This window comes from Vibrio sp. D3 (assembly GCF_043995865.1).
Classification (GTDB): domain Bacteria; phylum Pseudomonadota; class Gammaproteobacteria; order Enterobacterales; family Vibrionaceae; genus Vibrio; species Vibrio diabolicus.
Genome location: NZ_CP171887.1, coordinates 23,497 through 37,643, shown reverse-complemented (window position 1 = coordinate 37,643; position 14,147 = coordinate 23,497). Strand labels below are relative to the sequence as shown.

Genomic DNA, 14,147 nt, shown 5'->3' with positions numbered 1-14,147 from the left:
TCATGCGCTTTACAGATGTTTTTATAAAACGTCCAGTTTTAGCGGTATCGATCAGTTTTTTGATTGCATTGCTTGGTTTGCAAGCCGTGTTCAAAATGCAAGTTCGTGAATACCCTGAAATGACGAATACAGTGGTCACCGTGACCACCAGTTACTACGGTGCAAGTGCCAACTTGATCCAGGGCTTTATTACTCAGCCCTTGGAGCAAGCGGTGGCGCAAGCCGATAATATTGATTATATGACCTCGCAATCGGTGTTAGGTAAATCAACCATTACTGTCAACATGAAGTTGAATACCGACCCAAACGCGGCATTGGCTGACATCTTAGCGAAAACTAACTCGGTACGTTCCCAGCTTCCAAAAGAAGCCGAAGACCCGACCGTAACCATGTCGACCGGTTCTACTACCGCGGTATTGTATATTGGTTTTACCAGTGACGAGTTGTCTTCCAGCCAGATCACCGACTACCTTGAGCGTGTAATCAACCCACAGCTATTCACTGTAAATGGTGTATCAAAAGTTGACCTTTACGGTGGTATGAAATATGCGCTGCGCGTATGGCTAGATCCAGCCAAAATGGGCGCATTAAAGCTAACGGCAACGGATGTGATGAGCGTTCTTAACGCCAATAACTACCAATCTGCGACGGGTCAAGCGACGGGTGAGTTCGTGCTTTATAACGGCAGCGCGGATACTCAGGTATCAAACGTTGCTGAGCTTGAAGCGTTGGTCGTAAAAACGGGTGAAGGGGACGTTATTCGCTTAGGTGATATCGCGAAGGTAACACTTGAGAAGAGTCACGACGTTTACCGTGCAAGTGCAAACGGCCAAGAAGCAGTGGTTGCTGCAATCAACGCCGCGCCAAGTGCCAACCCAATCAACATCGCTGCTGATGTGCTTGAATTATTACCTCAACTTGAGCGCAACTTACCAAGTAACATCAAAATGAACGTGATGTACGACTCTACCATTGCGATCAACGAGTCAATTCACGAAGTAGTGAAAACGATTCTTGAAGCGGCAATTATCGTACTTGTAGTGATCACACTGTTCCTAGGTTCGTTCCGTGCGGTCATCATTCCTATCGTCACTATTCCACTCTCTTTGATTGGTGTAGCGATGGTTATGCAGGCAATGGGCTTCTCTTGGAACTTAATGACACTACTGGCGATGGTACTTGCCATCGGTCTGGTGGTGGATGACGCGATCGTGGTACTAGAAAACGTGGATCGTCATATCAAAGAGGGCGAATCACCATTCCGTGCAGCAATCATTGGTACTCGTGAAATTGCAGTGCCAGTTATTGCTATGACATTAACGCTAGGTGCAGTATACGCACCAATCGCGTTGATGGGTGGTATTACAGGATCGTTGTTCAAAGAGTTCGCTTTAACGCTAGCAGGTTCGGTATTTGTGTCCGGTATCATCGCTTTAACGCTATCACCTATGATGTGTTCAAAGATGCTGAAGGCGAACGAAAAACCGAGCAAGTTTGAGCAAAAAGTTCATCATATCCTTGATGGCATGACCAATCGCTATGAGAAAATGCTTACAGCAGTCATGGCTCACCGTCCTGTTGTAATTGCATTTGCGATAATTGTATTTGCGAGCTTACCGATTCTGTTTAAGTTTATTCCTAGTGAGCTGGCGCCATCCGAAGATAAAGGTGTAGTTGTTCTGATGGGTACCGCACCATCAAACGCGAACTTGGACTACATCCAAAACACCATGGATGACGTGAATAAGATTCTCTCTGATCAGCCAGAAGTAGAATACGCTCAGGTATTTAACGGTGTGCCGAACTCAAACCAAGCGTTTGGTCTAGCAACATTGAAGCCATGGAGTGAACGAGAAGCAAGTCAATCTGAAATCACAAAACGTGTGGGAGGCCTAGTTTCAAGTGTCCCAGGTATGTCTGTCACTGCGTTCCAAATGCCAGAACTGCCTGGTGCGGGCTCAGGCCTACCTGTCCAGTTTGTAATTACGACACCAAATAGCTTCGAAAGCTTGTTTACTATCGCTAGCGATATCCTGACCGATGTTGCAAGTAGTCCAATGTTTGTCTATTCCGATCTAGACCTGAACTACGATTCAGCAACCATGAAGATTAAGATCGATAAAGACAAAGCGGGTGCCTACGGTGTGACCATGCAAGATATTGGTATCACTCTCAGCACCATGATGGCTGATGGTTACGTTAACCGTATCGACCTTAACGGCCGCTCATATGAAGTGATTCCTCAAGTTGAACGTAAATGGCGTCTAAACCCAGAGTCGATGAAGAACTACTATGTGCGTTCTGTTGATGGTAAAGCCGTCCCACTAAGCAGCTTGATTACGATTGATGTGATAGCAGAGCCTCGCTCTTTGCCACACTTCAACCAGTTAAACTCCGCGACGGTAGGTGCGGTGCCATCGCCTAACGTTGCTATGGGTGATGCAATTAACTGGTTTGAAGACATCGCACAAACCAAACTGCCTGCAGGCTATAACCACGATTACATGGGCGAATCTCGTCAGTTTGTAACGGAAGGTAGTGCCTTGTATGCAACCTTTGGTCTTGCACTTGCGATCATCTTCCTCGTTCTGGCGATTCAATTTGAATCACTCCGCGACCCTATTGTCATCATGGTATCTGTACCGCTAGCAATATGTGGTGCCTTGATCGCGTTGGCGTGGGGTACGGCCTCAATGAACATCTACTCGCAAGTTGGTTTGATCACGCTGGTCGGCCTAATCACCAAGCACGGTATCTTGATCTGTGAAGTAGCCAAAGAAGAGCAGTTACATAATAAACTGTCTCGTATTGATGCGGTGATGGAGGCTGCGAAAGTGCGTCTTCGCCCTATCCTAATGACAACCGCAGCAATGATCGCAGGTCTGATCCCGCTGATGTACGCAACAGGTGCAGGTGCCGCGCAACGTTTCAGTATCGGTATCGTAATCGTTGCTGGTCTAGCAATTGGTACATTGTTCACACTATTCGTACTACCTGTGATTTACAGCTACCTAGCAGAAAAAACACAAACCACTGCCAGTATTTGTTGAAGACAAAGACTTGGAGAAGTTGGCACGAGTTGATGAAGCGAAAGCAGCCCACCGTGAATTAGCGGATAACAGATAAGCTTTTAAGGCATTCAAAAAGGTCACTTCGGTGACCTTTTTTATTGCCGCTCTCTTTTTTGCCATCTAAATGGCGACTTTCACGTATCATTTACTTAAAATGAGGACAAATCAAAAGGAGTTTTAGCCACTATGTTTGACCCAAAGAAATTAGAGCAAATTGCTAAACAGATTCACGACTCAATGCCTCAACCTGTAAAAGAGTTGGGCTCTGATGTTGATCAGAAAGTTCGTCAAGTAATCCAAGGCCAACTAAACAAGCTAGATGTTGTAAGTCGTGAAGAGTTTGATGTTCAAACTCAAGTTTTACTACGTACACGTCAAAAGCTAACAGAAATGGAACAGAAATTGGCGGAGCTTGAAGAGAAGCTTGCAGAAAAATAAGTGTTAAAACGCTCCTCACAAAGGAGCGTTTTTCTTATCGGCGCGCAGATAAATCGGCTAAAAACAAAAAGGCTTGGTCAACGGCGACCAAGCCTTTTGATTAGATGTTGTGTTTTTGTATTTATCGACTCCAGTCTGGCCAGAGTTCACTTAATATTTTCTCTACTTTGAAGCAAAGAAAATTAGCCACCAACCGCGATGCGCTTCATATCTGTCATATAACCACGTAGTTCTTCACCGATGTATTCTACAGGGTGGTTGCGGATTGTTTCATTCACAGCGATAAGAGTTGCGTTATCGACTTGGTTAGACGTTTCACCTAGACCTTTACCAATGACGTCTGTACTAACAGAAGGCATGAATTTTTCACGCAGTAGCGGCGTTGCTACATTAGCAAATAGGTAGTTACCATATTCAGCCGTATCGGAGATAACCACGTTCATCTCGTATAAACGCTTACGTGCGATAGTGTTTGCGATAAGTGGCAGCTCGTGTAGAGACTCGTAGTAAGCAGACTCATCGATGATGCCAGATGCCGTCATTGCTTCGAATGCTAGCTCAACACCCGCACGAACCATAGCAACCATCAGGATACCGTTATCGAAGTACTCTTGCTCAGAGATTTCTACGTCAGTTTCTGGGTAGTTTTCGAAAGCAGTTTCACCCGTTTCTGCACGCCAGCCTAGTAGGTTCGCATCGTCGTTTGCCCAGTCAGCCATCATAGTGCTAGAGAAGTGACCTGTAATGATATCGTCCATGTGCTTGTTGTATAGCGGACGCATCAGCTCTTTTAACTCTTCAGAAAGCTCAAATGCTTTCACTTTTGCAGGGTTCGTTAGGCGATCCATCATGTGAGTGATACCACCAAACTTCAGTGCTTCAGTGATGGTTTCCCAACCGTATTGAAGAAGCTTACCTGCGTAGCCAGGATCGATACCATCAGCAATCATCTTCTCGTAACATACGATAGAGCCTGCCTGTAGCATGCCACAAAGGATAGTTTGCTCACCCATTAGGTCAGATTTCACCTCAGCAACAAAAGAAGACTCTAGACAGCCTGCACGGTGACCACCTGTTGCTGCAGCCCAAGCTTTCGCGATATCCCAACCTTCACCTTTTGGGTCGTTCTCTGGGTGAACAGCGATAAGAGTTGGAACACCGAAACCACGCTTGTACTCTTCACGAACTTCCGTGCCCGGGCACTTAGGTGCAACCATTACTACTGTTAGGTCTTTACGGATTTGCATGCCCTCTTCAACAACGTTGAAGCCATGTGAGTAACCTAGCGCTGCGCCTTCTTTCATTAGCGGCATTACCGTCTCAACAACGTTTGTGTGCTGCTTATCAGGAGTAAGGTTTACTACTAAGTCAGCTTGTGGAATTAGCGTTTCGTAGCTACCTACCTCAAAACCGTTGTCTTTTGCGTTTTTGAATGACTGGCGTTGCTCATCAATCGCTGCTTGGCGAAGCGCATAAGCAACGTCTAGACCAGAGTCACGCATATTCAGACCTTGGTTAAGACCTTGAGCACCACAACCTACGATGACCACTTTCTTGCCTTTTAAGTAATCCGCTTCTGAAGCAAATTCACTACGATCCATAAAGCGACAACGACCTAATTGGTCCAACTGCTCGCGCAAGTTTAAGGTATTGAAATAATTAGCCATCTGGGTGCTCCTTTGAGATTCTTCCATTGAGGTCGGTAATTGCCTTACCGAATAACTTCATACTAAAACAGACATTAAATTGCTTAAAGTGATATATTCACAATTAGTTATTGCAATTTATGCAACATGGAAATGAAGATTTAATGAATATCAAAAGCCTGCAACTTTTTATTCATCTGTGTGAGAGTAAAAGTTTCGCTAAGACCGCAGCAGCGATGCATGTGAGTCCTTCAGCCTTGAGCAGACAAATACAAAAGCTAGAGGAAGAAACTGGCCAACAATTATTTTTGCGGGACAATCGCAGCGTTGATTTAACGAGCCAAGGCAAAAAACTGGTTCCTGTCGCCTTAAAAATTCTTGGCGAATGGCAGCAGTACCAAAGTCACCTAAAGGGAGCAGAGGACGAATTGAAAGGAGAAATCCGTCTCTTTTGTTCGGTTACTGCAAGCTACAGCCACCTGCCAGAGTTAATCTCTGATTTTCGTCTGCAGCATCCTTTTATCGAATTTAAGCTATCAACCGGCGATCCAGCTCAAGCGATCGACAAAATTTTAGCAGATGAAGCAGATATTGCCATCTCAGCCAAATCTGAGCAGATGCCAAGCAAAATCGCATTTGAAACGATCAGTGAAATACCACTTTCTGTCATCGCTCCTGTCGGCGTGAGTTCATTTGCGGAGGAGCTACAAAAAGAAAGACCAAACTGGTCAGTCATTCCATTCATTCTCCCAGAAGCAGGGACAGCAAGAGATAGAGCCAATACTTGGCTCAAACAAATGAAAATAAAGCCGAATATCTACGCGCAAACGTCAGGGCATGAAGCCATCGTAAGTATGGTTGCACTGGGATGCGGTGTGGGTATCGCACCTGATGTCGTGATCAACAATAGCCCGGTGAGGGAGAAGATAAATCGCTTAAAAGTGTTACCAATTAAGCCGTTTGAACTTGGTGTCTGCTGCACCAAAAATCAGTTAGAGAATCCATTAGTGAAGGCTTTTTGGAAAGTAGCAGAGAGTAAATACATTACACCTTAACGATAGATGTTTGAGTTCTGAGTGCTTAGGTAATTTTCAGAACCCAGAAACGTAAAAAAGCCCACTCTTTCGAGTGGGCTTTTTCAAATTTAAAGCCTGGCGATGTCCTACTCTCACATGGGGAAGCCCCACACTACCATCGGCGCTATTTCGTTTCACTTCTGAGTTCGGCATGGAAATCAGGTGGGTCCAAAACGCTATGGTCGCCAAGCAAATTCTTTAATTCGGAAAGCTGTTTCTTAATTCTCGTTCTTACACATTCAATGTTCTTTCATTGAGTCCATCAAAACCCCTTGGGTGTTGTATGGTTAAGCCTCACGGGCAATTAGTACAGGTTAGCTCAACGCCTCACAACGCTTACACACCCTGCCTATCAACGTCGTAGTCTACGACAACCCTTTAGGATACTTAAAGTATCAGGGAGAACTCATCTCAAGGCTCGCTTCCCGCTTAGATGCTTTCAGCGGTTATCGATCCCGAACTTAGCTACCGGGCAATGCGTCTGGCGACACAACCCGAACACCAGAGGTTCGTCCACTCCGGTCCTCTCGTACTAGGAGCAGCCCCTTTCAATTCTCCAACGCCCACGGCAGATAGGGACCGAACTGTCTCACGACGTTCTAAACCCAGCTCGCGTACCACTTTAAATGGCGAACAGCCATACCCTTGGGACCGACTTCAGCCCCAGGATGTGATGAGCCGACATCGAGGTGCCAAACACCGCCGTCGATATGAACTCTTGGGCGGTATCAGCCTGTTATCCCCGGAGTACCTTTTATCCGTTGAGCGATGGCCCTTCCATTCAGAACCACCGGATCACTATGACCTGCTTTCGCACCTGCTCGAATTGTCATTCTCGCAGTCAAGCGGGCTTATGCCATTGCACTAACCTCACGATGTCCAACCGTGATTAGCCCACCTTCGTGCTCCTCCGTTACGCTTTGGGAGGAGACCGCCCCAGTCAAACTACCCACCAGGCACTGTCCGCAACCCCGATGAGGGGTCGACGTTAGAACATCAACACTACAAGGGTGGTATTTCAAGGACGGCTCCACGCAATCTAGCGACTGCGCTTCAAAGCCTCCCACCTATCCTACACATGTAGGGTCAATGTTCAGTGCCAAGCTGTAGTAAAGGTTCACGGGGTCTTTCCGTCTAGCCGCGGGTACACTGCATCTTCACAGCGATTTCAATTTCACTGAGTCTCGGGTGGAGACAGCGTGGCCATCATTACGCCATTCGTGCAGGTCGGAACTTACCCGACAAGGAATTTCGCTACCTTAGGACCGTTATAGTTACGGCCGCCGTTTACCGGGGCTTCGATCAAGAGCTTCGACCGAAGTCTAACCCCATCAATTAACCTTCCGGCACCGGGCAGGCGTCACACCGTATACGTCATCTTGCGATTTTGCACAGTGCTGTGTTTTTAATAAACAGTTGCAGCCACCTGGTATCTGCGACTCTCAATAGCTCCATCCGCGAGGGACTTCACCGTCGAGAGCGTACCTTCTCCCGAAGTTACGGTACCATTTTGCCTAGTTCCTTCACCCGAGTTCTCTCAAGCGCCTTGGTATTCTCTACCCGACCACCTGTGTCGGTTTGGGGTACGATTCCTTACAATCTGAAGCTTAGAGGCTTTTCCTGGAAGCATGGCATCAATGACTTCACATCCGTAGATGCTCGACGTCGTGTCTCAGCCTTAAAGAGAGCCGGATTTACCTAACTCTCAAGCCTACGCACTTGAACCTGGACAACCGTCGCCAGGCCCACCTAGCCTTCTCCGTCCCCCCATCGCAATTGTAAGAAGTACGGGAATATTAACCCGTTTCCCATCGACTACGCCTTTCGGCCTCGCCTTAGGGGTCGACTTACCCTGCCCCGATTAACGTTGGACAGGAACCCTTGGTCTTCCGGCGAGGAGGTTTTTCACCCCCTTTATCGTTACTCATGTCAGCATTCGCACTTCTGATACGTCCAGCATGCGTTACCACACACCTTCAACCGCTTACAGAACGCTCCCCTACCCAATACTCAAAGAGTATTGCCGCAGCTTCGGTTTACTACTTAGCCCCGTTACATCTTCCGCGCAGGCCGACTCGACCAGTGAGCTATTACGCTTTCTTTAAATGATGGCTGCTTCTAAGCCAACATCCTGGCTGTCTGAGCCTTCCCACATCGTTTCCCACTTAGTAGTAATTTGGGACCTTAGCTGGCGGTCTGGGTTGTTTCCCTCTCCACGACGGACGTTAGCACCCGCCGTGTGTCTCCCGGATAGTACTTACTGGTATTCGGAGTTTGCAAAGGGTTGGTAAGTCGGGATGACCCCCTAGCCTTAACAGTGCTCTACCCCCAGTAGTATTCGTCCGAGGCGCTACCTAAATAGCTTTCGGGGAGAACCAGCTATCTCCAGGTTTGATTGGCCTTTCACCCCTAGCCACAAGTCATCCGCTAATTTTTCAACATTAGTCGGTTCGGTCCTCCAGTTGATGTTACTCAACCTTCAACCTGCCCATGGCTAGATCACCTGGTTTCGGGTCTATATCCAGAGACTGAACGCCCAGTTAAGACTCGGTTTCCCTACGGCTCCCCTAGATGGTTAACCTTGCCACTGAATATAAGTCGCTGACCCATTATACAAAAGGTACGCAGTCACAGGACAAAGCCTGCTCCTACTGCTTGTACGTACACGGTTTCAGGTTCTATTTCACTCCCCTCACAGGGGTTCTTTTCGCCTTTCCCTCACGGTACTGGTTCACTATCGGTCAGTCAGTAGTATTTAGCCTTGGAGGATGGTCCCCCCATATTCAGACAGGATATCACGTGTCCCGCCCTACTCGATTTCACTGAATATGCGTCGTCAGTTACGGGGCTATCACCCTGTATCGCCAAGCTTTCCAGCTTGTTCACCTGACGCCTATAAAGCTTAAGGGCTAGTCCAATTTCGCTCGCCGCTACTTTCGGAATCTCGGTTGATTTCTTTTCCTCGGGGTACTTAGATGTTTCAGTTCCCCCGGTTCGCCTCGTTATGCTATGTATTCACATAACGATACTTGCTTATGCAAGTGGGTTTCCCCATTCGGAAATCCCAGACTCAAGTGGTTTTTACTACCTAATCTGGGCTTATCGCAAGTTAATACGTCCTTCATCGCCTCTGACTGCCAAGGCATCCACCGTGTACGCTTAGTCACTTAACCATACAACCCGAAGGAGTTTCGAGTTGATAATCAAATCACCAAAGTTGTCTCTCATTATTTGAATGAGCGAGAGACATTCGATTTTGCCGGACTCATCTCTTTACCTTCATTTTTAGAAAAAATGAAAACAAAAAGCCAAGAACACTTGAATGTGTTTTTTGGTGTTTATCTTTCGATAAACATTGAGAACTTTACAAACAACAATAAATTGTTGTTTTGTCAGCTTTCCAAATTGTTAAAGAGCTATGTTTCTTCACAAGGAAGTTACATTTTCTAAAGACTTTCAGAGTCAAAAATGCCAACCAGTATCAATTGCTTGTTCTGGTTTGGACGTTTTATTCCAAAAATACTTAGAGAATGGTGGGCGATACCGGGCTCGAACCAGTGACCCCCTGCTTGTAAGGCAGGTGCTCTCCCAACTGAGCTAATCGCCCACATTATTTTGATTTCCGTGGAAGGAAATGGTGGGTCGTGCAGGATTCGAACCTGCGACCAATTGATTAAAAGTCAACTGCTCTACCAACTGAGCTAACGACCCAATGGTATCCCGTAGGGGAGTCGAACCCCTGTTACCGCCGTGAAAGGGCGGTGTCCTAGGCCTCTAGACGAACGGGACACTAAGTTGAACATCTTGGGGGATGTTCTATCTCTTAAACTTCATAAACCGTATCAATCTGTGTGAACACTCATCGCAATAATCATCGTATAAGGAGGTGATCCAGCGCCAGGTTCCCCTAGCGCTACCTTGTTACGACTTCACCCCAGTCATGAACCACAAAGTGGTAAGCGTCCCCCCGAAGGTTAAACTACCTACTTCTTTTGCAGCCCACTCCCATGGTGTGACGGGCGGTGTGTACAAGGCCCGGGAACGTATTCACCGTGGCATTCTGATCCACGATTACTAGCGATTCCGACTTCATGGAGTCGAGTTGCAGACTCCAATCCGGACTACGACGCACTTTTTGGGATTCGCTCACTTTCGCAAGTTGGCCGCCCTCTGTATGCGCCATTGTAGCACGTGTGTAGCCCTACTCGTAAGGGCCATGATGACTTGACGTCGTCCCCACCTTCCTCCGGTTTATCACCGGCAGTCTCCCTGGAGTTCCCGACATTACTCGCTGGCAAACAAGGATAAGGGTTGCGCTCGTTGCGGGACTTAACCCAACATTTCACAACACGAGCTGACGACAGCCATGCAGCACCTGTCTCAGAGTTCCCGAAGGCACCAATCCATCTCTGGAAAGTTCTCTGGATGTCAAGAGTAGGTAAGGTTCTTCGCGTTGCATCGAATTAAACCACATGCTCCACCGCTTGTGCGGGCCCCCGTCAATTCATTTGAGTTTTAATCTTGCGACCGTACTCCCCAGGCGGTCTACTTAACGCGTTAGCTCCGAAAGCCACGGCTCAAGGCCACAACCTCCAAGTAGACATCGTTTACGGCGTGGACTACCAGGGTATCTAATCCTGTTTGCTCCCCACGCTTTCGCATCTGAGTGTCAGTATCTGTCCAGGGGGCCGCCTTCGCCACCGGTATTCCTTCAGATCTCTACGCATTTCACCGCTACACCTGAAATTCTACCCCCCTCTACAGTACTCTAGTCTGCCAGTTTCAAATGCTATTCCGAGGTTGAGCCCCGGGCTTTCACATCTGACTTAACAAACCACCTGCATGCGCTTTACGCCCAGTAATTCCGATTAACGCTCGCACCCTCCGTATTACCGCGGCTGCTGGCACGGAGTTAGCCGGTGCTTCTTCTGTCGCTAACGTCAAATGATAGTGCTATTAACACTACCACCTTCCTCACGACTGAAAGTACTTTACAACCCGAAGGCCTTCTTCATACACGCGGCATGGCTGCATCAGGCTTGCGCCCATTGTGCAATATTCCCCACTGCTGCCTCCCGTAGGAGTCTGGACCGTGTCTCAGTTCCAGTGTGGCTGATCATCCTCTCAGACCAGCTAGGGATCGTCGCCTTGGTGAGCCCTTACCTCACCAACTAGCTAATCCCACCTAGGCATATCCTGACGCGAGAGGCCCGAAGGTCCCCCTCTTTGGCCCGTAGGCATCATGCGGTATTAGCCATCGTTTCCAATGGTTATCCCCCACATCAGGGCAATTTCCTAGGCATTACTCACCCGTCCGCCGCTCGACGCCGTTATCGTTCCCCGAAGGTTCAGACAACTCGTTTCCGCTCGACTTGCATGTGTTAGGCCTGCCGCCAGCGTTCAATCTGAGCCATGATCAAACTCTTCAATTTAAGATTTTGTTCGGCTCAATGAATACTGAACATTACATAACGTAATGTTTGAATTGACTGTGCTGAATCCGAAGATTCAATGGTCACTTCGTATCATTGAAACCTAATTTGATACCGAAGTATCGAATTGGATTATCATCAACGAGTGCCCACACAGATTGATAGGTCTATATTGTTAAAGAGCTTTTCCTGTTGAGCTTTGCTCAAAACAGGACGGCCATTTTAGCGAGTTAAAGTTTAGTGTCAATCACTTTTTTCAAACTTTTTTCAAGCGTTTCCGCTTGGCTAATTTGGCTTGCTAACTTGGCTTTCGTTTCTTTCGAAGCGTTGCCGTGTCAGCGAGGTGGCATTATAGAGATTGCGATCACATTGGCAAGCCCTTTTTCTCGTTTTTTTTGATTTTTTTATCGTTCGGATAAATTTGCATCAAAAGCGGTCAAAAGAGCACGTTATTTCTACAGTTCTCTGAATTTATCTGCGAAAAGAGCCACTTTTTCCCAATTGGTGTATTCCACTTCTTTGGTCGTATCGGTTTCGCCACCTGTCATCGACATAATGAACCTAATCATAGTTCTGTCGAACCAGCTGTAACGTGGGTAATAAAGTGCACCAGCAAAAACACCGATTAGCGTTGGTTTCCAAGGCGACTTAATTAGAAACTTGCGAATGTAAGCACTACCTTCAGGTGTATCCTTTCCTTGGTCCTCTTTACGAGCGGTTAGGTTTACGCAGAAAAATGCCACTTTATTTCGCTCCAATTTATTGAGATTTCGCTCAATAAACTGGTATAGCTTTTTATTAAGATGACCATAACGAATAGAGGCGCCTATCAACACTCTGTCGTATTGACTGAAGTCAATCGTCTCGACATTATGTAAATCCACCAGCTCACAATCGAAGTCTGGAAGTTGTTCATCTATATAGTGGAGAATTTTTTTAGTCTGCCCTTCGCGGGAAGAGTATAGAAATAATGCTTTTGCCACGATTTCCCCTTAGCTACGCCAAAACGTCGGCGTAAGTAGAATAAGTAAGGTAAAGATTTCCAAACGACCAAACAGCATAGAAACTATCAATACCCATTTTGCTTTGTCGTTAACATCACCAAAGTGAAGCGCCACTTCCCCCAGGCCTGGACCGAGGTTGTTCAGAGTTGCAGCCACCGCAGAGAATGCACTGAGCTCGTCCATCCCTGTAGCAATCAAGCCCAACATACAAACCACAAATACCAATGCGTATGCGGAGAAGAAACCCCAAACCGCATCGACAACACGTTGCGGCAGAGCACTACCACCGACTTTGATGGTGTAAACCGCGCGTGGATGGACTAAACGTTTTAGTTCACGCGCACCTTGTAGGGTAAGAAGCAAGATACGGATCACTTTCATGCCGCCGCCTGTTGAACCAGCACAACCACCTATAAAGGAAGAGAACAATAACAGCACAGGTAAGAAGAGCGGCCAATCCGCAAAACCTGTCGTCGTAAAGCCCGCAGTTGTCGAAATTGACACGGTTTGGAAAAGTGCCTGATCGAAAGCATCGTATGTCGATGTGTAAGAGTGATGTTTCAGTAATAATAGAAAGCAAATGACAAATAGCAGCACTTGAATAAACAAGAAGGCGCGAAACTCAGGATCTTTCCAGTAATACTTGGGATGTACGCCACCTGATGCAAATGCAGCAAAGTGCAGCGTGTAGTTACATGCAGATATAAGCAGAAAAACCACCGTAATCAGGTTAATCGCGTAACTATCAAAGTATCCGATGCTGGCATCGTGGGTAGAAAAGCCACCAATGGCAATGGTGGAAAAGCTGTGACTGATGGCGTCAAATGGCGTCATACCAGCTAACCAAAAAGCCGATGCACAGGCGATAGTCAGGCTCAAATAGATGTACCAAAGCGCCTTAGCAGTTTCTGCTATGCGCGGCGTCACTTTAGTGTCCTTGACTGGACCAGGGATCTCGGCGCGGTAAAGCTGCATACCACCAATGCCAAGTACTGGCAAAATCGCCACAGCTAATACGATGATTCCCATACCTCCGAACCACTGCAGTAACTGTCGATAGAATAGAATCGCTTTAGGTAACTCATCCAAACCAACAATAACGGTCGCCCCGGTCGTAGTGAGAGCAGAAAACGATTCAAAAAACGCATCTGTGACTGAGACGTTCGGGTTGTCAGCAATGAGAAAGGGGATCGAGCCTGCACTGCCAAGTACTGTCCAGAATAAGACGACAATAAGAAAGCCATCTCGAGCTTTAAGCTCGTGCTTATACCTGCGGTTTGGGTACCAACAAACGGCCCCACAAAACAGCAGAACAAAAAATGTCGTGACAAAAGGCACACCTGCACCATCTCGATAGATCAGCGCAACGAGTGCTGGCGCAAGCATAGTGACACTAAAGAGTGCGAGCAGTAGCCCGACGATTCGAATAATTGAACGAAATTGCATGGATAAATTGACTAGCGAAGCTGTCCCTGTTGCT

The 14,147-nt window shown here is 47.1% G+C and carries 5 protein-coding genes, 3 tRNA genes, 3 rRNA genes and 1 pseudogene; 3 read left to right on the top strand and 9 right to left on the bottom strand.

Features of this window, described 5'->3' with window-relative positions:
• Nucleotides 1–2: 2 nt before the first annotated feature.
• Together vmeD and ubiK are read left to right on the top strand one after the other, a co-directional pair.
• Nucleotides 3–3,126: pseudogene (gene vmeD / locus ACHFJ9_RS08205) on the top strand (multidrug efflux RND transporter permease subunit VmeD).
• A 131-nt stretch (nucleotides 3,127–3,257) separates the two neighbouring features.
• Nucleotides 3,258–3,509 carry a ubiquinone biosynthesis accessory factor UbiK gene (gene ubiK, locus ACHFJ9_RS08200; RefSeq protein ID WP_005398178.1) on the top strand — a complete coding sequence of 84 codons (252 nt, stop codon included), beginning with the start codon at nucleotides 3,258–3,260 and terminating at the stop codon, nucleotides 3,507–3,509.
• Nucleotides 3,510–3,691: 182 nt separating this feature from the next.
• Here the strand turns inward: ubiK and ilvC are convergent, their stop codons facing one another.
• Nucleotides 3,692–5,176 carry a ketol-acid reductoisomerase gene (ilvC, locus tag ACHFJ9_RS08195; protein WP_012841252.1) on the bottom strand — a complete coding sequence of 495 codons (1,485 nt, stop codon included), beginning with the start codon at nucleotides 5,174–5,176 and terminating at the stop codon, nucleotides 3,692–3,694.
• Nucleotides 5,177–5,319: 143 nt separating this feature from the next.
• Here ilvC and ilvY point away from each other — a divergent pair, with 143 nt between their 5' ends.
• Entirely contained in the window at nucleotides 5,320–6,210 is an 891-nt protein-coding gene (gene ilvY, locus ACHFJ9_RS08190; protein ID WP_395356449.1) for an HTH-type transcriptional activator IlvY, read from the top strand.
• A gap of 94 nt (nucleotides 6,211–6,304) precedes the next feature.
• On the opposite strand, the gene rrf is transcribed toward ilvY, so the two are convergent.
• The 8 genes from rrf to ACHFJ9_RS08150 form a co-directional block, all read right to left on the bottom strand.
• Nucleotides 6,305–6,421, bottom strand: a 5S ribosomal RNA gene (gene rrf, locus ACHFJ9_RS08185).
• A gap of 93 nt (nucleotides 6,422–6,514) precedes the next feature.
• Nucleotides 6,515–9,404, bottom strand: a 23S ribosomal RNA gene (locus ACHFJ9_RS08180).
• A gap of 358 nt (nucleotides 9,405–9,762) precedes the next feature.
• Nucleotides 9,763–9,838, bottom strand: a tRNA-Val gene (locus ACHFJ9_RS08175).
• A gap of 28 nt (nucleotides 9,839–9,866) precedes the next feature.
• Nucleotides 9,867–9,942: transfer RNA gene (locus tag ACHFJ9_RS08170), tRNA-Lys, on the bottom strand.
• Nucleotides 9,943–9,944: 2 nt separating this feature from the next.
• A tRNA-Glu gene (locus ACHFJ9_RS08165) sits at nucleotides 9,945–10,020 on the bottom strand.
• A gap of 90 nt (nucleotides 10,021–10,110) precedes the next feature.
• A 16S ribosomal RNA gene (locus ACHFJ9_RS08160) occupies nucleotides 10,111–11,663 on the bottom strand.
• The 16S, 23S and 5S rRNA genes sit together here with 3 tRNA genes alongside, the layout of an rRNA operon.
• A 455-nt stretch (nucleotides 11,664–12,118) precedes the next feature.
• Complete coding sequence (hemG, locus tag ACHFJ9_RS08155; protein WP_395356447.1) at nucleotides 12,119–12,646, bottom strand: menaquinone-dependent protoporphyrinogen IX dehydrogenase; 528 nt, start codon at nucleotides 12,644–12,646, stop codon at nucleotides 12,119–12,121.
• 9 nt (nucleotides 12,647–12,655) lie between these two features.
• Nucleotides 12,656–14,113 carry a TrkH family potassium uptake protein gene (locus tag ACHFJ9_RS08150; protein WP_006743175.1) on the bottom strand — a complete coding sequence of 486 codons (1,458 nt, stop codon included), beginning with the start codon at nucleotides 14,111–14,113 and terminating at the stop codon, nucleotides 12,656–12,658.
• Nucleotides 14,114–14,147: the final 34 nt, after the last annotated feature.